The organism is Ruegeria sp. CDSB086, from assembly GCF_059611065.1.
Genome location: NZ_JBXWOV010000001.1, coordinates 242609 through 267008, shown reverse-complemented (window position 1 = coordinate 267008; position 24400 = coordinate 242609). Strand labels below are relative to the sequence as shown.

Annotated in this window: 22 protein-coding genes; 15 read left to right on the top strand and 7 right to left on the bottom strand. The window is 58.2% G+C overall.

The window, feature by feature from the left end:
- Positions 1-6 precede the first annotated feature (6 nt).
- A complete protein-coding gene (ocd, locus tag AC2FIO_RS01305; RefSeq protein ID WP_496695165.1) occupies positions 7-1050 on the top strand; it encodes an ornithine cyclodeaminase in 1044 nt (347 codons plus the stop codon).
- Positions 1051-1102: 52 nt separating this feature from the next.
- Here the strand turns inward: ocd and AC2FIO_RS01300 are convergent, their stop codons facing one another.
- The 3 genes from AC2FIO_RS01300 to dctP all read right to left on the bottom strand — a co-directional run bounded on the left by AC2FIO_RS01300 (position 1103) and on the right by dctP (position 4220).
- The gene (locus tag AC2FIO_RS01300; RefSeq protein WP_058273820.1) at positions 1103-2506 is read right to left on the bottom strand and encodes a TRAP transporter large permease; all 1404 of its coding nucleotides are present in this window, start codon (positions 2504-2506) and stop codon (positions 1103-1105) included.
- 3 nt (positions 2507-2509) lie between these two features.
- Positions 2510-3139 carry a TRAP transporter small permease gene (locus AC2FIO_RS01295; protein WP_058273821.1) on the bottom strand — a complete coding sequence of 210 codons (630 nt, stop codon included), beginning with the start codon at positions 3137-3139 and terminating at the stop codon, positions 2510-2512.
- Between the two features lie 64 nt (positions 3140-3203).
- Positions 3204-4220 carry a TRAP transporter substrate-binding protein DctP gene (gene dctP, locus AC2FIO_RS01290; RefSeq protein ID WP_058273822.1) on the bottom strand — a complete coding sequence of 339 codons (1017 nt, stop codon included), beginning with the start codon at positions 4218-4220 and terminating at the stop codon, positions 3204-3206.
- A gap of 427 nt (positions 4221-4647) precedes the next feature.
- On the opposite strand from dctP, the gene acs reads away from it, so the two are divergent.
- The 8 genes from acs to AC2FIO_RS01250 all read left to right on the top strand — a co-directional run bounded on the left by acs (position 4648) and on the right by AC2FIO_RS01250 (position 14067).
- A complete protein-coding gene (acs, locus tag AC2FIO_RS01285) occupies positions 4648-6612 on the top strand; it encodes an acetate--CoA ligase (RefSeq protein ID WP_058277706.1) in 1965 nt (654 codons plus the stop codon).
- A gap of 7 nt (positions 6613-6619) precedes the next feature.
- Positions 6620-7303 carry an adenylate kinase gene (locus AC2FIO_RS01280; RefSeq protein WP_109312126.1) on the top strand — a complete coding sequence of 228 codons (684 nt, stop codon included), beginning with the start codon at positions 6620-6622 and terminating at the stop codon, positions 7301-7303.
- A 185-nt stretch (positions 7304-7488) separates the two neighbouring features.
- On the top strand, positions 7489-7773 hold the full coding sequence (locus AC2FIO_RS01275) for a DUF4212 domain-containing protein (protein WP_058274238.1): 285 nt from the start codon (positions 7489-7491) through the stop codon (positions 7771-7773).
- 5 nt (positions 7774-7778) lie between these two features.
- Positions 7779-9563: a sodium:solute symporter family protein gene (locus AC2FIO_RS01270; RefSeq protein WP_058273825.1), complete on the top strand. Its 1785-nt coding sequence runs from the start codon at positions 7779-7781 to the stop codon at positions 9561-9563.
- A gap of 111 nt (positions 9564-9674) precedes the next feature.
- Positions 9675-11498 carry a DUF294 nucleotidyltransferase-like domain-containing protein gene (locus tag AC2FIO_RS01265; protein ID WP_496695161.1) on the top strand — a complete coding sequence of 608 codons (1824 nt, stop codon included), beginning with the start codon at positions 9675-9677 and terminating at the stop codon, positions 11496-11498.
- Between the two features lie 46 nt (positions 11499-11544).
- Positions 11545-12063, top strand: a complete 519-nt coding sequence (locus AC2FIO_RS01260; protein ID WP_496695159.1) for a hypothetical protein — start codon at positions 11545-11547, stop codon at positions 12061-12063.
- 1 nt (position 12064) lies between these two features.
- Positions 12065-13477, top strand: coding sequence for a 3'-5' exonuclease (locus AC2FIO_RS01255; protein WP_496695157.1), 1413 nt, complete (start codon positions 12065-12067; stop codon positions 13475-13477).
- Positions 13478-13566: 89 nt separating this feature from the next.
- Complete coding sequence (locus AC2FIO_RS01250; RefSeq protein ID WP_058278169.1) at positions 13567-14067, top strand: flavin reductase family protein; 501 nt, start codon at positions 13567-13569, stop codon at positions 14065-14067.
- A gap of 3 nt (positions 14068-14070) precedes the next feature.
- On the opposite strand, the gene AC2FIO_RS01245 is transcribed toward AC2FIO_RS01250, so the two are convergent.
- From AC2FIO_RS01245 to AC2FIO_RS01235, 3 genes are read right to left on the bottom strand one after another with little or no spacing between them, the layout of a single operon-like run.
- Entirely contained in the window at positions 14071-14550 is a 480-nt protein-coding gene (locus tag AC2FIO_RS01245) for a DUF6505 family protein (RefSeq protein WP_496695156.1), read from the bottom strand.
- Positions 14550-15245 (bottom strand): biotin/lipoate--protein ligase family protein, encoded by a 696-nt coding sequence (locus AC2FIO_RS01240; RefSeq protein ID WP_496695154.1) that lies wholly within the window; start codon positions 15243-15245, stop codon positions 14550-14552. Before AC2FIO_RS01240 ends, AC2FIO_RS01245 begins: the two co-directional genes overlap by 1 nt.
- A complete protein-coding gene (locus AC2FIO_RS01235) occupies positions 15242-16303 on the bottom strand; it encodes an Mrp/NBP35 family ATP-binding protein (RefSeq protein ID WP_109312119.1) in 1062 nt (353 codons plus the stop codon). The genes AC2FIO_RS01240 and AC2FIO_RS01235 overlap by 4 nt, the downstream gene beginning before the upstream one ends.
- A 132-nt stretch (positions 16304-16435) precedes the next feature.
- Between AC2FIO_RS01235 and AC2FIO_RS01230 the strand changes: the two genes are divergently transcribed.
- Positions 16436-17164 (top strand): c-type cytochrome, encoded by a 729-nt coding sequence (locus AC2FIO_RS01230; protein ID WP_496695151.1) that lies wholly within the window; start codon positions 16436-16438, stop codon positions 17162-17164.
- On the opposite strand, the gene AC2FIO_RS01225 is transcribed toward AC2FIO_RS01230, so the two are convergent.
- On the bottom strand, positions 17158-19110 hold the full coding sequence (locus AC2FIO_RS01225) for a 4Fe-4S binding protein (protein WP_496695149.1): 1953 nt from the start codon (positions 19108-19110) through the stop codon (positions 17158-17160). The genes AC2FIO_RS01230 and AC2FIO_RS01225 overlap by 7 nt on opposite strands.
- Before the next feature lie 263 nt (positions 19111-19373).
- Here AC2FIO_RS01225 and AC2FIO_RS01220 point away from each other — a divergent pair, with 263 nt between their 5' ends.
- The 5 genes from AC2FIO_RS01220 to AC2FIO_RS01200 all read left to right on the top strand — a co-directional run bounded on the left by AC2FIO_RS01220 (position 19374) and on the right by AC2FIO_RS01200 (position 24398).
- A complete protein-coding gene (locus tag AC2FIO_RS01220) occupies positions 19374-19928 on the top strand; it encodes a DUF3305 domain-containing protein (RefSeq protein ID WP_082637104.1) in 555 nt (184 codons plus the stop codon).
- Complete coding sequence (locus AC2FIO_RS01215) at positions 19925-20509, top strand: DUF3306 domain-containing protein (protein WP_496695147.1); 585 nt, start codon at positions 19925-19927, stop codon at positions 20507-20509. Before AC2FIO_RS01220 ends, AC2FIO_RS01215 begins: the two co-directional genes overlap by 4 nt.
- Before the next feature lie 4 nt (positions 20510-20513).
- Positions 20514-21125, top strand: coding sequence for a TorD/DmsD family molecular chaperone (locus tag AC2FIO_RS01210; RefSeq protein WP_109312113.1), 612 nt, complete (start codon positions 20514-20516; stop codon positions 21123-21125).
- A 61-nt stretch (positions 21126-21186) separates the two neighbouring features.
- Complete coding sequence (locus tag AC2FIO_RS01205) at positions 21187-21375, top strand: ubiquinol-cytochrome c reductase iron-sulfur subunit N-terminal domain-containing protein (RefSeq protein ID WP_058273834.1); 189 nt, start codon at positions 21187-21189, stop codon at positions 21373-21375.
- A gap of 128 nt (positions 21376-21503) precedes the next feature.
- Positions 21504-24398 (top strand): formate dehydrogenase subunit alpha, encoded by a 2895-nt coding sequence (locus AC2FIO_RS01200; RefSeq protein ID WP_496695144.1) that lies wholly within the window; start codon positions 21504-21506, stop codon positions 24396-24398.
- Positions 24399-24400 lie beyond the last annotated feature (2 nt).

The following is a 24400-nucleotide window of genomic DNA, read 5'->3' as shown; positions in this document are numbered from 1 at the left end:
GAGACCATGATGCAACCTTCTGACAAGGCGCTTGTGCCCTTTGTATCCGTCGACAACATGATGCGGCTGGTGCACCATATCGGGCTTGAAAAGATGATCACTCAGATCGCGGCTCAGATTGAATCCGACTTCAAACGCTGGGAGAGCTTTGACAAGACCCCTCGCATTCCGGCGCATTCTCCCCATGGCGTAATCGAACTGATGCCAACCTCGGATGGTGAGGCCTATGGATTTAAATACGTCAACGGGCACCCCAAGAACACGTCCGAGGGCCTGCAGACCGTGACAGCCTTTGGCCTTCTGGCCGACGTCTATACCGGCTACCCTACGCTTTTGACCGAGATGACGATGCTAACCGCCCTCCGCACGGCGGCAACCTCGGCCCTTGTCGGCAGTTACCTGGCGCCCAAGTCATCGCGTGTTATGGCGATGATTGGGAATGGCGCTCAGTCCGAGTTCCAATGCCTGGCGTTCAAGGCCATGTGCGGGATCGACACTGTGCGCCTTTACGATACCGATCACGCGGCCACCGAAAAATGCGCGGCAAACCTCAAGAATTCCGGGCTGACGGTCGTGCTTTGCAAAACACCCGAGGACGCCATCGAAGGCGCTCAGATCATCACGACCTGCACCGCAGATAAGAAAAACGCAACGATCCTGACCGACAACATGGTCGGACCGGGCGTCCACATCAATGCAATTGGCGGTGATTGCCCCGGCAAGACCGAACTACACCGCGATATTCTGCTGCGCTCGGACATCTTCGTCGAATACCCGGAACAAACACGCATCGAGGGCGAGATTCAGGCCTTGGCCGAGGATCACCCAGTGACCGAATTGTGGCAGGTCATGGCCGGTCAGGCCAAGGGTCGACGCGACGACCGGCAGATCACTCTTTTTGATAGCGTTGGCTTCGCGATCGAGGATTTCTCGGCCTTGTGCTACGTCCAGTCTGCCATCAAAGGCACTGATTTCTTTGAACCTTTGGACATGTTGGCAGATCCGGATGATCCGCGGGATCTGTATGGAATGCTGATGCGGGCGAGCTGAAGAACCCGCACTTCACGTCGACTGGCCCCCGGTTCACCACCGGGGGCTTTTTCTACCCGGCCAATGACGGCAGGTAGAGTACGATACCGGGAAACGCCACGAGCAGCGCGATCGTTACGCCGTCGGCGATGAAGAACGGCGTAACGCCTTTGAACACGTCCTGAACGCTCAGATCCGGGCGCACCCCGGCAACGACGAAACAATTCAGGCCAATAGGAGGCGTGATCAGGCAAAACTCGGCCATTTTCACCACCAGAATACCAAACCAGATCGCACACATCGGACCTGACATGCCAAAGGCGCTTTCTGCTGCGCTGACAGTCTCACCCCCGTTCAGGGCCATTACCGCCGGGTAAACCACTGGCAGCGTCAGCAACAGCATCCCAATGGCGTCCATGAACATGCCCAAGACCGCATAGGCGAGCAGGATACAGATCAGAATCAGCATCGGCGACATTTCCAACGAAGTGATCCAGTCCGAAAACGCGCCCGGAAGATCGGCAAACCCCAGAAACCGTACGTAGATCAGCACCCCCCAGATGATTGTGAAGATCATCGCGGTTAGTTTGGCAGTTTCCAGCAGCGCCGACTTCAGTTCGGGCCACCGCATTCCGTGGAAAAGGGCGAAACAGAAGACGATGAAGGCACCGATTGCTCCGCCTTCGGTTGGAGTGCCCCAAGCCTTTTCTCCAAACGGGTTATAGACAAAGCAAATGATGATCAGGATTACAGCGACAATCGGAAACGCGCCCGGCAGCGACGCAAAACGCTGCTTCCAGGTGAAACCTGTTACCGGTGGACCAACGTTTTTGAATACAACCGCGATGCCGACGATAAGCAGACCGTACACAACGGCCGAAAATGCACCGGGGATAAACCCGGCAAGCAGCAGTTTGCCCACATCCTGTTCTACGATGATGGCATAGATCACAAGGATCGCAGATGGCGGGATCAATGAGGCCAGTGTACCGCCCGCTGCGACGACACCGGCGGCGAATTGCTTGTTGTAGCCGACCTTCAACATCTCGGGGATAGCAATCCGAGCGAACACGGCAGACGTTGCCACCGAAGCACCGGAAACGGCCGCGAACCCGGCTGTGGCGAACACAGTCGAAACCGCGAGCCCTCCGGGTACCCACGCAACCCAACGTTTAGCGGCCTCGAACAACGCGCGCGTCAGCCCTGCGTAATAGGCCAGATAACCGATCAAGATAAAGGTGGGGATCAGGCTGAGTGTATGGGCCGCAACCTTGGAATGGGGCACCTGCCCCGCCGTCTTGACCGCGACGGTTAGTGCTTTGCCGAAGCGATCAGGATCGTATCCAAACTTGGCCCAGAAAATCCAAACCAACCCGACCAGCCCCGCAAGAGCCGCCGCGAAGGCCACGCGCATTCCGGTCACAACCAGAACCAGCAAGCCACCCGTGACCCACAGGCCAATCTCTATCGAGTCCATGCGCTAGTCCTGCCCTTCGAATTGTTCGGCTTCGGCAGCGGCCTGAGCAGCCGCATCCTGTATCAGTGGAACGGCTACGGGGCTTTCGGCCCCTACGATAAGCGCGCGACCATATCCCCAAACCTGAAGTAGCAGCCGTAGGCAAAGCACCGAGAACGCCACAGGTGCCAGCAGTTTAGCCGGCCAAAGCGGGATACCGATGTCGATTGAACTGTCCCGGCTCCACATCGGCGCGCCAAAGTCGAACGAGCGGTCAAAATGGGACCAACTGCCCCAGACCAAGGCCAGCATCAGCACCAGGATCAGAAGAACCGAAATAAGCTCGAACAGCCACAGCGCCCGGCCGTGCAGGCGTGAGATGACAATGTCCATCCGTATATGACCGCCATCGCGCTGAACATATGAAATGCCCAGAAAAGCAATCAGCGGCATCGCCTGTTCGATCCAGTCGACATATCCCGGCAAAGGTGCGTTAATCGCATTGCGTCCGCTGACCGAGACAACCGCCAGAACCATAAGACTGAACACGGCAAGGCCGCTGATCAGAGCCAGAAACCGCTCTAACCTCAACAACTTACGGTCCAAAGAACTCAGGAGGCTGTTGTCTTCAAGCACCGTGGCCTGTCCTGCCATTGCGGTGTTCCCCTGTATTTTTTATTGGTGTCCGGATGCCCCGATGGGCATCCGGATTTTGCGTCTAGTTACCGCTGCGTTGTTGTTCCAGCGTGGACTGGACCAGATCATACAGGTCCTGCGCAGGGATACCCTGAGCGGACATATCCTCAATCCACTGTGCCCGGATGGGATCGGCAGCTTTGGTGCGGAACTCTGCGATTACCGCATCATCGATCTGTACCTTTGCGACGCCCTTTTCATCCAAAACACTGTCCCACTGGTCCAGCAGCGACCCATAATTGGCCAGATAGTGATCAATCGCTTCGTCGATCGAACTGTCCAGCGCCTCGCGATGCTCAGCCGGCAGTGCCTCATAGGCATCGATATTGACCACAACCGGGCAATTCACAGTGCCGGGGTTCAGGTTGGCCGTCCACCAATCCGCTTCGTTGATCGTGCCAAAAGACAGGTGCGCGTGCTGAGCAAAGGCAACCGTGTCAACGACACCGGACTCCATTGCGTTAAAGGCCTCGGTTGCAGGAACCGAAGTCGGCACACCACCTACCGCCTCGAATGCCTTGCCCAGACCACCTGTGGCGCGGACACGCATGCCTTCGAACTCGGCAAGTTCGTCACGCGGGTCGCCGGTTCCGACAATGTTGTACTGCGGCATGGGCGAAGTCATGATGATACGCGCATTCCACTGCGCCATCTCATCCTTAACGGCAGGGTGATCGTAAACCGCGTGGCTGACGGCAACTTCCTCATCCAGGTTGTTCACGCCCAGGAACGGCAGTTCCAGAACGGTGATCGCGCGGTTTTTGTCGCGATGATATCCGGCACAGAATTGAGCCATCTCAAACGCGCCAATTTCGATTCCATCCAGATTTTCGCGCGGCTTGGACAGGCCGCCATAGCTGACATTGATGGTGAAATCGCCGTTTGTCTTTTCGCTGACCAACTCAGACAGTTTCTCAACATGCTCGGTGAACGCACGACGTTTGCCCCAGACCGAAGCATTCCATTCAGTTGCGGCTGCCTCGGACACGAACGCAACACACAAGGCGGCCACAGCAGAGCCGCTCAAAATCTTTTTCATACTGATTTCTCCCTTTGCTGCACCCCCTTACCGAGGCGCTTGCGGTCAAAGCTAGCGCCAACATCGGAATGTGCCAACCCCCGGTCAGCATTCATGGCCAGTAAGGAATGGCACCGTTGAGCGCTAACAACCGAAAGGTGAGTCTCAGATGCAATTTAGTTGTAATCGGGCGGCTTATTTCTACACAAATTCTCATTACAGCCAAAGCTATGTAAAGACACCACTATTCCCAACGATGATCTCTTTCTTTACAAAACCACTTCGGGCCAAAAAAATAATTTACAAACTAATCGTGATAAATCGGTAATTTATTTCCTTGTTTTCAGCTCTCCGTATTATTGCGCACAAGGAGGAAACAGATCGACATCGCCAGTTCAGCAGGCAAAATCGGTCTGATTCAATATGATCCAGAGGGAGGAGCCTCAGAATGACAACCGCTGCCCAGGCAGAAGCCAATACCTTTCCGCCGTCCGCCGAAACCGTGGCCCGCACGCATGTTAACGCTGAAAAATACACTGAGATGTATGCGGCTTCGATCAACGATCCCGTCGCGTTCTGGGACGAACAAGGCAAGCGGATCGACTGGATCAAGCCCTACACACAGGTCAAAGATGTAAACTATGATTTCGGCTCGGTCGGAATCAACTGGTACGCAGACGGCACGCTGAACGTTTCGGCCAACTGTTTGGACCGTCACCTGAAAACCCGCGGCGATCAGACGGCGATCATCTGGGAGCCGGATGATCCAAAAGACGAAGCGCAGCACATCACCTATGCTGAGTTGCACCGCCGGACCTGCCGGATGGCAAACATTCTGGAATCGCTGGGCGTGCGTAAGGGCGACCGCGTCGTGATCTATATGCCGATGATCCCCGAGGCCGCTTATGCCATGCTGGCCTGCGCGCGTATTGGCGCGATCCATTCGATCGTCTTTGCGGGATTCTCACCCGACGCTCTGGCGGCGCGCGTCAATGGCTGCGACGCAAAGGTTGTCATCACCGCCGACGAGGCCCCGCGAGGTGGCCGCAAGACCGCGCTGAAATCCAATGCGGACGCCGCCCTGTTGCACTGCAAGGACACGGTGAAATGCCTGGTGGTCAAGCGCACCGGTGGTCAGACCACATGGATCGACGGTCGCGACTATGATTACAACGAAATGGCGCTTGAGGCCGATGACTACTGCGCCCCTGCTGAGATGAGCGCCGAAGACCCGCTGTTCATCCTCTACACCTCCGGCTCGACCGGACAACCCAAGGGTGTGGTACATACCACTGGCGGCTATCTGGTTTTCGCATCGCTGACCCATGAGATCACCTTCGATTACCACGAGGGCGATGTGTATTGGTGCACTGCTGACGTGGGCTGGGTCACAGGCCACAGCTATATCGTCTACGGCCCGCTGGCCAACGGCGCAACTACACTGATGTTCGAAGGCGTTCCGACCTACCCCGACGCAGGCCGTTTCTGGGAGGTGTGCGCCAAGCACAAGGTCAACCAGTTCTACACCGCACCAACCGCAATCCGCGCGTTGATGGGACAAGGCAACGAGTGGGTCGAGAAGCATGATCTGAGCGACCTCAAACTACTGGGCACCGTGGGCGAACCGATCAACCCTGAAGCCTGGAACTGGTACAATGAGGTCGTCGGTAAAGGAAATTGCCCCATCGTTGACACGTGGTGGCAGACCGAGACCGGCGGTCACCTGATGACACCCCTGCCCGGTGCACACGCGATGAAGCCTGGTGCCGCGATGAAGCCTTTCTTTGGCATTCAGCCCGTGGTTCTGGACCCGCAATCAGGCATCGAGATCAACGGCAACGGCGTCGAAGGTGTTCTGTGTATCAAGGACAGCTGGCCCGGCCAAATGCGCACCGTCTGGGGTGATCATGAACGGTTCGAGAAGACCTATTTCTCGGACTACAAAGGTTACTACTTCACCGGTGACGGCTGCCGTCGTGACGAGGATGGTGATTACTGGATCACCGGTCGCGTTGACGATGTGATCAACGTCTCGGGCCACCGTATGGGGACCGCCGAAGTTGAAAGCGCGCTTGTAGCGCATGCCGCCGTGGCCGAGGCCGCCGTGGTCGGATACCCCCATGAGATCAAAGGGCAAGGCATCTATTGCTATGTCACTCTGATGAATGACCGCGAGCCGTCGGATGAGCTGCTGAAAGAGCTGCGCACCTGGGTCCGGACCGAGATCGGCCCGATTGCGTCGCCCGACGTGATCCAGTGGGCACCCGGTCTGCCCAAGACCCGTTCCGGCAAGATCATGCGCCGTATCCTGCGCAAAATTGCCGAGAACGACTTTGGCGCATTGGGCGATACTTCGACATTGGCTGATCCGTCGGTGGTCGAAGACCTGATCGAAAACCGTGCGAACAAGTGAGGATGTGATGGACGCTGCCACGATCACCACACCCGCTGTTCTGATCCTTCTCGGCCCTCCGGGTGCCGGGAAGGGAACACAGGCCCGTATGCTCGAGGATAAGTTCGGGTTGGTTCAGCTCAGCACCGGCGACCTGCTGCGCGCCGCTGTCGCAGCGGAAACCGATGCTGGCAAAGCCGCAAAGGCGGTGATGGAAGCTGGTGATCTGGTCAGCGACGACATCGTCATTGCCATCCTTCGTGATCGCCTAGCTGAACCGGATTGCGCCAAGGGGGTCATTCTGGACGGCTTTCCACGCACCACGGTTCAGGCCGAGGCGCTGGACGGTTTGCTGTCGGAAACCGGGCAGAAGATCAACGCCGCCATCAGCCTTGAAGTCGAAGATGGTGAAATGGTGATCCGTATCTCGGGCCGTTACACCTGCGCCGGATGTGGCGAAGGGTTCCATGACACGTTCAAGATCCCTGCCGTTAAAGGCAAATGCGACAAATGCGCCAGCACGGAATTCAAGCGCCGCGCTGATGATAATGCCGAAACCGTCGCTTCACGTCTGGCGGCCTATCATGCGCAAACCGCGCCGCTGATTACCTATTACCAAGACCACGGTGTTCTGGAAGGTCTGAACGCCATGGGCAATATCGACGACATCGCAGGCAATCTGGAAAGGATCGTCAGCGATGCGATGAACTAAGGGAAGACGGCCCGCCCTGAACAAGGGCCCAATTCCTAAAGGAAAACTTCAAGGGACCCGCCTTGGCGGACCGGAGGAGTCTTGCCCGATGCCACCCTGGCATTCGGCATATCGAAAAGCGGCCCCGCGCATTGGAGGTTTAGGACAACGGGCCGCCTATGGAAGAAGCGAAGGAGGAACCCGCAATGGCGGATCAATCAACAAACTCCGCGCAGACTGCCGAGGCCGACAAAGGCTATTGGCAGGCGAACCTGCGTCTCATCTACATCAGCCTCGTGATCTGGGCGCTGGTGTCTTTTGGATTCGGCATTCTGCTGCGTCCGCTGCTGTCTGGCATCGCCGTTGGCGGCACCGATCTGGGCTTTTGGTTCGCTCAGCAAGGATCGATCCTGGTCTTTCTGGTGCTGATCTTCAACTACGCCTGGCGCATGAACAAGCTGGACGCCGAATACGGCGTGGATGAGGAGTAAGCGGAATGGACCAGTTTACCATTAACCTGCTCTTTGTCGGCGCGAGTTTTGCGCTGTACATCGGCATTGCGATTTGGGCCCGCGCGGGTTCCACATCGGAATTCTACGCCGCCGGTCGCGGCATTCACCCGGTCACCAACGGTATGGCGACAGCGGCAGACTGGATGTCTGCAGCCTCGTTCATCTCGATGGCGGGCCTGATCGCCTTCACCGGCTATGACAATTCGACCTTCCTGATGGGTTGGACCGGTGGTTACGTGCTGCTGGCACTGCTACTTGCACCCTATCTGCGTAAGTTTGGCAAATACACCGTCTCGGAGTTTATCGGCGACCGTTTCTACAGCCAGACCGCACGTATCGTTGCCGTGATCTGCCTGATCGTTGCTTCGGTGACTTATGTTATTGGTCAGATGACCGGTGTGGGCGTGGCCTTTGGCCGCTTCCTCGAAGTATCGAACACCTCCGGTCTGCTGATTGGTGCCTGTGTCGTGTTTGCTTACGCGGTGTTCGGTGGGATGAAAGGCGTGACCTACACTCAGGTCGCTCAGTACTGCGTACTGATCACCGCCTACACAATCCCGGCGATCTTCATCTCGCTGCAGCTGACCGGTACGCCGGTTCCGGCGCTGGGTCTGTTCAGCGACACCGCAAGCGGTGAACCTCTGCTGACCAAGCTGGATGCGATCGTGACCGAGCTGGGCTTTAATGAATACACAGCTCATCACTCGAACACGCTGAACATGGTTCTGTTCACACTGTCGCTGATGATCGGCACCGCCGGCCTGCCGCACGTGATCATGCGCTTCTTCACCGTACCGAAAGTGTCTGACGCACGCTGGTCGGCTGGCTGGACGCTGGTCTTCATCGCTCTGCTGTATCTGACCGCCCCTGCGGTTGGCGCAATGGCGCGTCTGAACATCACCGACATGATGTGGCCCAACGGTGGCATCGAAGGTGGCGCTGTCTCGGTCGAAGATATCGACAATGATCCGCGCTATGACTGGATGCAGACGTGGCAGAAAACCGGTCTGTTGGACTGGGAAGACAAGAACGGCGACGGCAAGATCCAGTACTACAACGACAAGAACGCCGACATGCAGGCACTTGCCGAAGAAAAAGGCTGGGTTGGAAACGAGCTGACCAAGTTCAACCGCGACATCCTGGTTCTGGCCAACCCCGAGATTGCCAACCTGCCGGGTTGGGTGATCGGTCTGGTCGCTGCCGGTGGTCTTGCGGCTGCTCTGTCGACCGCTGCGGGTCTGTTGCTGGCGATCTCGTCGGCGGTATCCCACGACCTTGTCAAAGGTGCGATCAACCCGCAAATCTCTGAAAAAGGAGAACTGCTGGCTGCTCGTATCGCAATGGCTGTGGCCATCGTTGTGGCAACCTATCTGGGTCTGAACCCACCGGGCTTTGCGGCGCAAACCGTGGCCCTGGCGTTTGGTCTGGCGGCTGCCTCGATCTTCCCGGCGCTGATGATGGGGATCTTCTCGACCCGCATCAACAATACCGGCGCGGTTGCGGGCATGCTGGCTGGTCTGACCGTAACCCTGGTCTACATCTTCCTGCACAAGGGCTGGCTGTTCATTCCGGGCACCAACTCGTTCACTGATGCTGATCCGCTTCTGGGTCCGATCAAGTCGACCTCGTTCGGCGCCATCGGTGCAATGATCAACTTCGGCGTCGCTTACGTCGTCGCCGGAATGACCAAAGAGACTCCGCCGGAGATCGTTGAATTGGTCGAAAGCGTGCGTATTCCCCGTGGCGCAGGCGCAGCTCAGAATAAATGAGTATGATGCGGTGCATGGATCCTTTTCACGTACCGCATCTTTCGACCGACTACTCCCGCCCGGCACTATGCCGGGCGGGATTTTTCAAAACCGGAAAGCCAGGATTTGACGATGCCCCTGTCTCATGACGAAATCACCCGGTTCCTGAAATCCGTCCACCCCTATGATGCCTTGCCCCCAGAAACACTGGATCAGATCGCCAATCAGGTCGAGGTTTGGGAGGTCGAGGAAGACTTTGCCGTGTACGAACTTGGGCACACCCTGCCCGGCGTATTCGTGATCTATGAAGGGCACGTTGAAATCACCGATGAGAATGACGCCGTGGTATCTCATCTTGGTCTGCGCAATTCGTTTGGTGAGCGTGGGCTACTGAAAGACGGGAAAGCCGCAACCAAGGCGCGCGCGCATACGCCATCCGTTTTGCTGGTTCTGCCGCCAGATCTGGTGCGCGAGTTGATCGATGGGCATGACGTCGTTTCGAAATTCTTCAACCGGACCCGTTCGAACCGATCCGGTCCGCAAAGCCTGGCGACCAGCGCGATTGACGTTCTTATGGCGCATAACCCTGCAACCTGCCCACCGGACACATCAGTTCAAGAAGCCGCCCGGATCATGCGTGACAAGCACATTTCATCCTTGTGCGTCACCGAAACGGATAGCCTGCTGGGCATCGCCACCTTGCGCGACATCTCGGGCAAATACGTAGCCAATGGCATGCCCGCAGAGACACCGGTGTCAGCGATCATGACGGCGAACCCAATCACCCTGTCGCCATCTGATATTGGATCGGACGTTCTGCATGTGATGATGGAGCGCGGGATAGGTCATATCCCGATCAGCGAAGGTGGACGCTTGGTCGGCATCGTAACGCAAACGGATCTAACCCATTATCAGGCGGTGAATTCGGCAGAGCTTGTCCGCCAGATCGCTCAAGCGGACTCGGCGGATCAAATGGCGGTGGTAACGGCTGAAATCCCGCAGCTTCTGGTGCAACTAGTGGCTGCCGGAAACCGGCACGAGATCGTGACGCGGCTGATAACAGACATTGCAGACACGGCAACCCGCCGACTGTTGGCCTTGGCCGAGGACAAGCTGGGCCCAGCACCCGTTCCCTACTTGTGGTTGGCTTGTGGGTCGCAAGGGCGGCAAGAACAAACTGGAGTATCCGATCAGGACAACTGTCTGATGCTGGACGACAGCGTGACCGATGCCGATATGAAGTACTTCGCCGAGCTTGCCAAATACGTCTCGGATGGCCTGGACACCTGCGGATATTTCTTTTGCCCGGGCGACATGATGGCGACCAACCCACGATGGTGTCAGCCGGTGCGCGTCTGGCGCGACTACTTCAACGGATGGATCGCCAAACCGAACCCCGAGGCGCAGATGCTGGCCTCAGTCATGTTCGACCTGCGCCCTATCGGCGGGGCCTTTCACCTGTTTGATGATTTGCAAGCCAAGACTTTGGCAGCGGCCAACGCAAACTCGATCTTTGTGGCACACATGATCTCAAATTCGCTAAAACATACGCCTCCGTTGGGTCTGTTGCGCGGGTTTGCGACCATCCGGTCTGGTGAACATCGCAATACGCTGGACCTCAAACACAATGGCGTGGTCCCCGTCGTCGATCTTGCGCGAATCTACGGCCTTCAGGGTCAATTGACCGAAGCCAATACTCGGGCGCGTCTGAAAGCAGCCGCATCTGGCGGCATCCTCAGCCCCTCGGGCGCGCGGGATTTGCTGGATGCGTATGATCTGATCGCAGAAACCCGCCTTGAGCATCAGGTCAGGCTTGTGAAGGGTGATCAAAAGCCGGACAATTTCCTGCCGCCCTCGGACCTGTCGGATTTTGAGCGAAGTCATCTTCGGGATGCGTTCGTTGTGGTAAAAACCATGCAATCGGCAGTAGGTCACGGCAAGGGAATGCTGGGCTAAAGCGGCAATAACTATTGGCGACTACGCCAGACATACGGAGAGTCACATGTTTCTGGAACTGATCGGCACAATATTTGCAGGCTTTGCTTTCGCGGGCATCGTAATGGTTCTGAACAAAGTGACGGGTGGCCGCCTGCCCCGCTGGATGACGCCCGTTGCCGCAGGTCTCGGCATGATCGGCATGACGATTACCAGTGAATATTCCTGGTACGACCGCACACGCGATACCCTTCCCGAAGGTATGACCGTCATTCAAGAGGTTGAAAGCCGCGCCTTCTATCGCCCCTGGACCTATGCTGTGCCCTTCGTAGACCGCTTTGCCGCCATTGATGCCGGTTCTGTTCGCACAAATGAACAGGTTCCCGAACAACGGTTGGTGGAACTGTATTTCTTTGGTCGCTGGGCCCCGGTCTCAAAACTGCCGGTCGTGGTCAACTGCAAAGAGTTCAGCCGCGCCAATCTTGCGGATGGGGCAGAATTCGCGGATGACGGGCGGCTGCTGAACGCCGACTGGATCGACGTCACCGCCAGTGACCCAATCGTCGAGGCAACCTGCGGAGTGTGACATGCTGAACCGGTTAAGCCTGCGTCTGCGCATTTTCCTGTTCTTCTGCCTGTTGGCCTTTGGCGCTCTGACCGTCAGCTCTCTGGCGCTGTGGATCAGCTATCGACGCGTTGCTGATCCTGATCTGCTTGATTCATTCATCTTTGCCGAAATCCTGATGGGTTTTGGCTTTCTGGCTTTGACTGCGGCGGTTTGGTTATTATTCGACGACAATGTCGCCAAGCCAATCGAACGGATATCCGCCCAACTTAGGGCCCGCGCGCATGCCGGAGTTAGCACCGAATTGGACACACAGGCCGCGCGATATCTGGGTGATCTGGCACCAGCCGCGGCCGGACTGGCCGACCAATTGTCCGGTAAAACCATGGACGTAGCACAGGCCGTGGCCGAAGAGACGGCACATCTGGCGGCAGAAAAACACCGTCTGACGGCCTTACTGACCGAAATTCCAGTTGCGATGCTGTTGGCGAGCCCAACACACAAGATCGTTTTGTACGATGGTCAGGCGGCCGAGGTTCTGGCACAGGTTGCGCATCCCCGGCTGAATGCCTCGTTGTTTGAATACCTGCAATCTAATCCGCTGGAGGAGGCTCATGCCAAACTGGTGAAAACCGGGCTGGAGGTCGCCTGCACGCTAACCAGCGTCGATGGTACGCAGAGTTACCGCGCGCGCATGAAGCCCCTTGGCGGCGCACCCGGATACATGCTGATCTTCGAGGACAGTGCCGCGAACATCGCACCCGAAGCCGCACGGCCTTTGGTGTATGACTTTGACTTGCTGAACACGTCGACGGACGAGACCGTCGAAAACCTAGCTCTGCAGGATTTGTGTTTCGTCGTGTTTGACACCGAAACCACCGGACTACTGCCACACAAGGACGAAATCGTTCAAATCGGAGCTGTGCGGGTTGTCAACGGGCGCATCGTGGACGGAGAGCAGCTGGACATGCTGGTTGATCCTGGCATCCCGATCCCTCCGGTCTCGACCAAGGTGCACAAGATCAGCGATCGCATGGTTCAGGGTGCGCCGGGCATCGCCGATGCCGGGCGCGCGCTGCATCAGTTTGCCCGCGATGCAGTGATCGTGGCCCATAACGCGCCATTCGACATGGCCTTTTTGCGGCGACATGCAAACCGCATGGATGTCGATTGGGATCACCCCATTCTGGATACGGTTCTGTTGTCTGCCGTGCTGTTCGGGGCAAGTGAAAAACACACGCTGGACGCCCTGTGCGAACGATTAGACATCACAATTCCCGAACATCTGCGCCACACCGCTTCGGGCGATGCCGTCGCAACCGCCGAAGCGCTGGTCAGAATGCTACCGATGCTGCAGGCGCGCGGCATGACAACCTTTGGCCTAGTCGTTGAGGCAACGCGCCAACATGGCCGTCTGTTGGAAGACCTGAACTAGTTCAGAAAACACGCATACCGGACGCAGCTTTTCATGGACAAACCCCGCTCGTCGTGGCACCTGAGGCACGGCCACGGGATTAGCGCGCAATGACGGAAAAACAATTCACTCCAACCCCGGATCAAAGCACCGCTTTTCGCGAAGCGTTGGGGTGTTTCGGAACCGGTGTGACGGTGATCACCACGAACACCGATCAGGGCCCTCGAGCCATTACGGTCAACTCGTTCGCGTCGGTATCGCTGGACCCGCCACTTGTTTTGTGGTGCTTGGCCAAAGACTCCAACCGGTTCGACGATTTCAACACCAGCCGACATTATTCGATCCACGTGATGGGACAGGATCAACAGGAACAGGCCCTGCGCTTTGCTCGCGACGGCAAGGATTTTTCGCACGCGGAATGGGCCCACGACCCGGCGCGCCGGCCACAATTATCCGGTTGTCTGGCGCGGTTCGATTGTCAGGTGCACGCCCAACACGATGCGGGGGATCACCTGATCATTGTTGGTGAGGTTCAAAAGGTCATGTACCGCACCGGCAAAGGTTTGATCTTTAAGCGCGGTCAATTTGGCGGCTTTGCGGATCTGATCTGACGGTTATTCGTCCAATGACCCATGTACGGCCAGAGCCTCTAGCTGAGTCTCTTGCGGCGTGATCACACGGAAAGCCTCACGCACTCCGGCGTCTGACAGCTCACGCGAGACGGTCAGCAGCGTGTTTGGGTTATGCTCATCACACAGCTCGGACATGTGGGCGATCTCGGCCCGTGCGACGTCCATGGCGGCCTCGACCGACGGTGCCCCGTAAAGCTGCACAAAGTGTTCAGCAAGGCTCTGCGCGATCTGATCCAGCTCGCCCTGTTCCACCTGCGTGACCGCGACGAATGTTACCCGCCCAAAGGTTTCCACGCCTAACCAGCCATTCGCAAAAGCCTGACGCGCTTTGCCTTCAAGATCGCCTTCGCCCCAATTTGAGAACTCGAATCCGCCCGAAACGCACCATTCCCCGGTTCGCGCCGGGGAGTGGAACACATTCATGTCGCTTTCGTCGAAATGGATTGCGCGCGCTAGTTTCATCATCCGTTCTCCAACAATTCCGTCAGCGGGCGAAGCTGTGTATCTGAACCATGCCGGATCAGCATGCCGAACCGTTCATCCGTCCCCAGAAACACGCCCGTTTCACCGAAGGGCTCTCCTACTCCGCGCAGCAGGCCTATCCATTCTCCGTGCACAGGCGCGTTGCCGTCCTCTTGCCAGCGGTTCAGCCATGTCATCATGTGCCGCGACCAGCTTTCGACAAGCTGCGTTGCCGAGACATCCGCGCAGCCCTCGTCGTAAAGTGCGGTGACATCCGGGTTTTCGCCCGGTGCCTGACTGGTTTGCAGCAGCGCCAAATCCCAACCGACGATCAGCCAATCCGGTTCTGCTTCTGGATCTGCATCCGAAGCTGCCGCACGGAACATTCCGCATTTGGCCCCATTCACACATATCAGCCCGTCCCACCCCAGATGGACCGCGACCTCAGGCGGGGCCAGCGCGCCCAGCGCGTTCTGGAACCCAACAGCGCAAAGCGGCACCATTGCCATCGCATCGCGCAAGACAACCTCGGGGGCAAAAACGATGGCCACACGCAGACGATCGGCCTGAATGTTATAAACCACGGTACCGCCATCACAGCCCAGCGCAGCCATGGCCTGCGCGCGCTCGAACGGGTCTTCCCCACCCTGCACCGGGTGGCCCGTCAGCAAAGGGGGAAAGACCGGCTCGTTCATGCGTTGCCCTTGGCAATCATGCCGCGCGCAATTTGGCGAAACGCTTCGGCTTGCGGACTGTCGGGCTTGCTGACCACGATCGGTGCACCGCCATCAGCGGCAACCCGGATATCCAGATGCAGCGGGATTTCACCCAGCAAAGGAACGCCCAGCGCCTCGGCCTCGGACTTTACGCCGCCATGGCCGAACAAGTGTTCTTCATGCCCGCAGTTCGAACAGATATGCGTCGACATATTCTCAATCATCCCAAGGATGGGCGTCTTGAGCTGGTTGAACATGTCGATCCCCTTGCGGGCATCGATCAGAGCCACGTCCTGAGGGGTCGAGACAACAATGGCACCGTCCACGTTGAACTTCTGGCTCAACGTCAACTGCACGTCACCGGTGCCGGGCGGCAGGTCGACGATTAGAACATCCAGCGCCCCCCATTGCACCTGACCCATCATCTGTTGCAGCGCGCCCATCAGCATCGGGCCACGCCAGACAACGGCCTGCCCTTCATTGGTCATCAGACCCATCGACATCATGGTGACGCCGTGGTTGCGCAATGGCAGGATCGTTTTGCCGTCAGGACTGGCCGGACGGCCCGAAACACCCAGCATCCGCGGTTGCGACGGTCCATAGACATCTGCGTCCAACAGCCCCACGCGTCGCCCTTCGGCCGCCAAGGCACAAGCCAGGTTGGCAGAAACCGTGGACTTGCCAACGCCGCCCTTGCCCGAAGCCACAGCGATAATCCTATCCACACCCGGTACGGCCTGCGGCCCGGTCTGCGAGGGTTTCGGTTTCGGCTTCAGATCTGGCGGTGCCTTTTCGGAATGTGCGGTCAGCATGGCCGAGACCGTGGAAACACCGTCGACCAACTTTGCGGCCTGTTCGGCTGCGGCACGGACGGGTTCCATCTGCTCGGCCTGCTTGGGGTCGATCTCCAGCACAAAGCGCACAGTGTCCCCTTCGACGTTCAGCGCGCGAACAACTCCAGCGCTGACGATGTCCTGTCCAGAGACGGGGTCGGTGATCTTTCTCAGGTTTGCAAGAACTGCGTCACGAACACTCATGCGTCATTCTCCTTTTGGAACCCGCTGGCCAGGGCTCTGCGTATCGACAAGCTGTGGTTGCCGTTCATTGCACGTGTCTCCGTCTCATTCAGTTCATTTGACGCATTTGGTGCCGTGCCGTTAGGCTGTGGCATGCGCTTTGTCCTCTTGTGCCTGAGCCTGACGCTCTCTGCCACCCCCTCTTGGTCGCAAGAGGCGATTGGTCTTGCCGCGCCGGACGAGGTTGCTAGCTCTGGTCTGCTGCAACATATCCTTCCTCGCTTTTCTCTCAAGACCGGGATCCGGGTTATTGCAGATGATGCCGGCGTTTTGGTGCTGGAAACCGCCCCTCCGGGTGATCCTGTGTTCGCGCGCGACGGTGTGATCTATCACCTTCGGATCGAAGAGGACGCCAAACATGAGCGATTCCGCGACTGGCTGCTGTCCGATATCGGAAAACGGACGGTAGAAAGCTATGCGCCAGAGCAAGGCCCGCCTTTCTCGGCCAGCTTCGATATCGCGGCCGTGAAAACCGAAACAGTGATCGACGGCGATACGCTGCGCGGCGAGGAATTGTCGATGACCCATTGCGGCCGGTGCCATGTGATCGGGCCCAAGAACCGGATGAATGGTCTGGGTTCGACCCCCTCTTTCGCGGTGCTGCGCGCCATGCCGGACTGGTCAGAACGGTTCGAGGCGTTCTTCGCCCTCAACCCGCACCCCTCGTTCACACAAATCGACGGGCTGACACCTCCGTTTGATCCACAGCGTCCATCGCCCATCTATCCCGTCGAGATGACTCTGGATGACCTGGATGCCATCCTTGCCTTTGTCTCGGTCATAACTGCAGCGGACTTGGGTGCGCCCTTACAGCTTCAGTGATCCTTTCGTTTTGAGAAATAATCCTCGGTCGTAACGACACGAGGCTTCGGGTTAGACTGGAACGGGTTGTCCTCTTGCTGGAACTGTGCGTTCACGCGGCAATTGTCACACATCTGGATCATCCGCGCCTTGTCCGAGGTGGCAAACATCGGATGTGTACCCGCAAGCTTTTCCATGATCCGTTCCACGGTGGACTTAACTCCAAACAGTGCCCCGCATTCTACACAAGCGAACGGCTCCTCTTCATTCAACACCTGCTGAGACAGGGCTGCATCGCTCAGGTCAAGCTGCGGGACAAGAGCAATCGCATCCTCCGGGCAGATGCCTTTGCACAACCCGCATTGCAGACAAGCATCCTGCTGGAAGTTCAATTGCGGCTTGTCCGGGTTATCGATCAAAGCACCCGACGGGCACAGCGACACACAGCTGAGGCACAAGGTACAGGCATCCGTGTTGACAGCGATCGCCCCATAGGGCGCGTTTTCCGGCAAGGGCAGCGGCTCTTCGGCTTTAGGGTTCAGCGCCTGCGCAGCCAAACGGGCGATCTGGCGGCGGTTGCCCAATGGCAGCACCGGGTCGGCCAATGGCTGAGAGACATCTTGGGCATAAAGGGCATCAGACAGCGCATCCGGGTCGGCCTCATCCAACAACCCCAGGGCATTCGCCCCCGCTATTGCCTGCGCCAAGGCCAGTTCACGGTCCAACGCATCGCGCTCGGCCGTTGGGGATAGCAAGACGTCCACTCGCGCGAAACCATGCGCCAAAGCAGCCAGCATCTCGGCATGGCCAAATCCTGAAATCACACTTAGCTCCAGTGGAATCACATCGGCAGGCAAACCACGTCCAAAACGGGCGGCCAGTCGGATCATCTCGGCCCCGTGGGCATTATGCACCAGCAAGCGTGGCGCGGGTCCACCAGCCCGCCGATAGGTGCGCGCTAAAATATGCATCCGCGACAGCAACGCGGATATCGGCGGATCCTCGTAGGTGATTGCTGTTGAGGGGCAAACTGCGGCGCATTCCCCACAGCCAGCGCAGATCATCGGGTCGATCTCGACATGCTCACCGGCAGGTTTGATCGCTCCGGTCGGGCAGATATCCAGACAGTTCGTGCAAGCGACTTGTTCGGCCCGTGAATGGGCACACAGCGTTTCTTCCATCCGCACGTAAAGCGGCTTTTCGAAGGTGCCGACCAATTGGGCCGCCTCAAACGCTAGCCGTTCGACGGACAATGGATCTTTGGGATCAGCCCGCAGATAGCCTTCGCGCTTGGTCGGAGCCTGAACCAAGGATGTGTCGCCGGTCAGGTCCAGAACGATATCGCAGCCCGATTGTGCCCTGTCACGTGCCTCTGTCCACATAAAAGCTCCGCGACCGCCGGGCTCAAGCTGCTGAAACGCGTCAAGCTGCAGGATAAACCCACCCAATGCACCGTTCAGCGATTTGATGCGACCGCGCACGACGTCGAATGCGCGCGACATAGGCTTGGCCTCATCCATGACCAGTACCGTAACCGCCAGTGTAACGGCCAGTTTTTCAGCAAGTGCAAATGCAACGTCGCCGGGACCGATGATCAGGCATGTGCCTTCGCTATAGACGTCTACGCTGGGCGTCACCGGCTGCGGCAACAAGGCTTCGGCAGCCAAGGCAGCCATTTTGGGGGCCGCATCCGCGCCCTCATCGGACCACCCGGCCCTATCACGAAGATCAACAAAGCCCGGGGCGTCCACGTTCAGTTCTTCGGCCAGGGCCTGAAACACTTCCTGCTCTTGTCCGCAGGCAATGATGGTGTCCCCCTGTTGTATCTCCGCGGCCGCCACTTCCAACTCTCGCGTGCAAAGCGCTGTGAAAACCTTGGAACATTCCATCTCGCAGGCCGAACCGATCTTGTCGGAATTCAGAGGTTGAGACCCGGCGCAATCGCATAACAGTAGTTTGGTGCCCATGATCCTCCCCCGGATACTTCTCCAACTCTTCGCATCGCAGGCTGTATCCCCGTTGCTGGAATGTAAACCCTTTGGGACTGCGGGCCATTTGGCCACGGAAACCCCTTTCTTTACAATAAACAAAGGCGTCCGTTTGCGGGGATCACTATTTTGCTACCAGCCATTACGACTAAGGTCGTACGACGCGGGCTTGGCACCTGAGCGCTTTGTGTACCATAGTGGACCTATGGGAAGGCATGGGAGAGCCTTCCGGGGAGGAGCCAGTGGCCAAGGCCGCAAGCCAGATTGAAATGCCAATCGGCGTCGTCGTGCGCAAGACACCCGGTGTAACTCGCTGGGCGAAATGGAATTGGCGCGCCATTGCCGTGTTGCCCGGTGCCGGACCTGCGGACTGGCACGAAATGCGACGTGAAGGCGAGGCCATTGAGTACCACGCAGCGACCCTGCCCCTGACGCTTTGGGCGGACGAAACCGAAGCCTACATGGTGAACCTGTCGGACGGCCAGCCGTCGATCTACCTTGTCCTGCGTGATGCGCTGGATGGCGAAAGGCCGATGGATGCGGTGCTGGTAACGGCGTCGCCTTTCGAAGGCCAGGACTATGCGGATACTGGTGAAGAGATCGTTGAGAAAATCCCGATGACCGATGGGTTGATCGCCTGGGTGCGCGACTTCGCTCTGGAACATCATAACGACGAAGTCTTCGTGAAACGCCGTCGGGACAAAAAACGGATCGATTTGGTCGAGGACGGCAAGGGCGATGCACGCATCCGGCAAGAGTCAGACGTGTACCGCGCCCCGCGGAGGATCGTGCAGTGACCCAAGTCCGCGATTTCTGGTCCCGCCGCAAAGCGGCAGTACAGGCCGAAGCCGAAGCCGAAGTCATCGCGATTGAAGAACAGGCCATTGCCGCCCAACACGCCGAACTGGAAGAAAAATCCGATGCGGAGATTCTAAATGAACTCAACTTGCCCGACCCTGACGAATTGCAGGCGGGTGATGACGTCTCGGGCTTTATGGCCAAGGCGGTGCCTGACCGTCTGCGCCGTCGTGCCTTGCGACGGCTGTGGCGGCTGAACCCGGTATTGGCCAATGTCGATGGCCTTGTGGACTACGGCGAGGATTATACTGACGCTGCCTGCGTGATCGAAAACATTCAGACAGCGTATCAAGTTGGCAAGGGTATGCTTGCACATGTCGAGGCGCTGGCGGCTGAGTCCGAAGACAGCGAGACGGACGAAACAATTGAACCGGATGAACCGCAGGACGAACCTGCGTCACCCGTAACCGCGACATCAGAGCCCGTTCTGGTGGCTGAGGTGGACATGGCGCCGGACCTGTCTGAAGAGGCAGAGGTCACCCCTGCCCCACGCCGCATGAAATTTGAATTCGAAGGATAACCTGATGACCGCAAGTGAAGCGCAACAGATGAATGTCTCGGCAGAGGATCGTATGCGCGCGGATTTCTACAACTTTCTGGGGCTGCTTTTGTCTGCGCCGCCCGATCAGATGCTGCTGGAACAAGTATCCGGTCTGACTGGCGATGAGACCGATCTTGGACAGGCTATTCAGTCCATGGCCCGCGTCGCCAAAGTGACCAAGCCCGCCGCAGCTGAACGCGAATTCAACGCGCTGTTCATCGGGTTGGGACGCGGCGAGCTGCTGCCCTACGCCAGTTTCTACCTCACTGGATTCCTGAATGAGAAGCCGCTGGCGCAACTACGCAACGACATGGCAATGCGTGGCATTACCCGAGCCCGGAATGTCTTTGAACCGGAAGACAACATCGCCTCATTGATGGAGATGATGGCGGGCATGATCGTTGGTCGCTTCGGCGCAGCTGCATCTTTGGAAGACCAAAGGGCATTCTGGAACAAACATATCGGCCCTTGGGCCATGCATTTTTATTCGGATTTGGAAGGCGCCGAAAACTCGGTTCTCTATGCCTCGATCGGCACAGCCGGTCGGGTCTTCATGGAGATCGAGCGCGAAGCCTTCCGAATGACGGCAGCGTGAACCGCTGTCACTCGCCAGCGCCCCAAGGGGTGCTAACTCGCAAATGGGAGAGGAGAAACCCATGAGCAAGACCAAGGAAGAAGGCGCAACGCGCCGCGACTTCCTCAAACTGGCTGGAACCGCAGCGCCCGCTGCCGTTGCCGCCGCCAGCCTGAGCGGAAAAGCCGAGGCAGCCGAGCTGCCTACGGATGAGAACCGCATTCAGGATACCGCGCACACGCGCGCGTACTTGAAAAGCGCACGCTTCTAGCGCGACGACAGCGCCCGGTTCTAACCCGGACGAAGTCACACCCGACTGACGGTTGCGATTGGCCCTGACGTCGGCACCAGCAGTACCAAGCCAGCCGTGGCTCACACGGCGCGCAAGGGAGGAAAGAAATGCTTAGGAAAAAGACCAACGGGGTTGCGAGACGCCCCCAGCGGACAAGTATCCTGTCCCAGGTCGGCGAGAAAACCGTCGATCGCCGCGCATTCCTGCGTGGCTCGGGCCTGACGATCGGCGGCCTTGCCGCGATCAGCGCCACGGGTGGAACCGTGACGCCAGCCAGTGCCCAGACAGCGGCCAATCAGGCCGTGGAAAACATCAAGTCCATATGCACCCACTGCTCGGTCGGCTGTACCGTCGTCGCCGAAGTGCAGAACGGCGTCTGGATCGGGCAAGAGCCCGGTTGGGATAGCCCGTTCAATCTGGGTGGACATTGCGCCAAGGGGGCCGCAGTTCGCGAGCACGCCCATGGCGAGCGTCGCCTCAAGTATCCGATGAAGAAGGAAGGCGGAGAGTGGAAGCGCATCAGCTGGGAAGAGGCGATCAACGAGATCGGCGACGGCATGATGAGCATCCGCGAAGAATCCGGGCCGGACAGCGTGTACTGGCTGGGCTCGGCCAAGCATAACAACGAACAGGCCTATCTGTTCCGCAAGTTCGCCGCCTATTGGGGCACGAACAACGTGGACCATCAGGCGCGTATCTGCCACTCAACCACGGTTGCGGGTGTTGCGAACACATGGGGCTACGGCGCCATGACCAATTCGTACAACGACATCCATAACTCTCGCGCCATCTTCATCATTGGCGGCAACCCGGCCGAGGCACACCCTGTCTCGCTGTTGCATGTTCTGCGCGCGAAAGAGCAGAACAACGCACCGCTGATTGTCTGCGACCCGCGCTTTACGCGCACCGCGGCCCATGCGGATGAATATGTCCGCTTCCGCCCCGGCACAGACGTCGCTTTGGTCTGGGGTATTCTGTGGCACATCTTCGACAACGGATGGGAAGACAAAGAGTTCATCCGCACCCGTGTCTGGGGCATGGATCAGATCCGTGAAGAGGTTGCCAAGTGGAACCCGGAAGAGGTTGAGCGCGTCACCGGCACCCCCGGTTCGCAACTACGCCGCGTTGCGCGCACCATGGCCAACAACCGTCCTGGTACGGTGATCTGGTGTATGGGTGGTACGCAGCATACCAACGGCAACAACAACACCCGCGCCTACTGCGTGCTACAGCTTGCGCTTGGCAACATGGGCACCTCGGGTGGTGGCACCAACATCTTCCGCGGCCATGACAATGTTCAGGGCGCAACGGACCTTGGTGTTCTGTCCCACACCCTGCCCGGCTATTATGGCCTGTCAAAAGGTGCATGGGGTCACTGGGCACGTGTCTGGGGTGAAGAACCCGAATGGTTGGCGGGCCAGTTTGCCACGATCAAGGACAAGGAAGGCAAGGACAAACCGCTTCAGAACGAACGCGGCATCCCTGTTTCCCGCTGGATCGACGGTGTTCTGGAAGATCCCGCGAACATGGATCAGGACAACAACGTCCGTGCCATGGTTCTGTGGGGCCACGCGCCCAACTCGCAGACCCGGATGACGGAAATGAAGACGGCGATGGAGAAGCTGGACATGCTGGTCGTGATCGACCCTTATCCTACAGTTTCCGCCGTTTTGCATGACCGTACCGATGGTGTCTACCTGTTGCCCGCCTGTACGCAGTTCGAAACCCGCGGCTCGGTCACGGCATCGAACCGCTCGCTGCAGTGGCGTGACAAGGTGGTGGAACCGCTGTTCGAAAGTCTGCCGGACGAGGTCATCATGGCCAAGTTCGCCAACAAGTTTGGATGGGCAGATCGGCTATTCCGCAATATCGAGATGGAAGATCCCGAAACCCCGAATGTTGAAAGCATCACGCGTGAGTTCAACTCGGGCCTCTGGACCATCGGATATACTGGTCAGTCACCGGAACGTCTGAAAAGCCACATGGCCAACCAGCACACGTTCGACAGAACCACGCTGCAGGCCATTGGTGGACCCAACGACGGCGAGTATTACGGTCTACCCTGGCCTTGCTGGGGAACGGCTGAGATGGGTCATACGGGGACACCAAACCTCTATGACATGTCCAAACCGGTGGCCGAAGGCGGCCTGACCTTCCGCGCCCGCTTTGGCGTGGAACGCGATGGTGACAACCTGCTGGCCGAAGGTGTCTATAGCGTTGGGTCGGAAATTCAGGATGGATACCCTGAATTTACGATGCAGATGCTGATGGACCTTGGCTGGGATGGCGATCTGACGGCCGAGGAACGCGCGGCCATCGACGCCGTCGCGGGACCAGAGACCAACTGGAAGACCGACCTTTCCGGCGGCATCCAGCGGGTCGCGATCGAGCATGGCTGTGCGCCCTTCGGGAACGCCAAAGCCCGCGCGGTTGTCTGGACCTTCCCGGATCCGATCCCAATCCATCGTGAGCCGCTTTATACGCCGCGTCGCGATCTGGTAGAGGACTATCCGACCTACGAGGACCGTCAGGCCTATCGCCTGCCGACGCTTTATGCATCGATCCAAAAGAACGACTTTTCAAAGGATTATCCGATAATCCTGACGTCGGGTCGCCTGGTCGAGTATGAGGGCGGCGGTGATGAGTCACGGTCAAACCCGTGGCTGGCTGAACTGCAACAGGACATGTTCGTCGAGATCAACCCGCGCGATGCCAACAATCTGGGCATTCGTGACGGGGCACAGGTCTGGGTCGAAGGTCCCGAGGGCGGCAAGGTCAAGGTGATGGCGATGCTGACCAACAGGGTCGGTGCCGGCGTGGCCTTCATGCCGTTCCACTTTGGCGGCCATTTCCAGGGCGAAGACCAGCGGCACAAATACCCCGCCGGTGCAGACCCCTATGTCTTGGGTGAAAGTACCAACACCGCCCAAACCTATGGCTATGATTCAGTGACCCAGATGCAAGAGACCAAGTGTACTCTCTGCAAGATCTCGGCAGCGTAAGG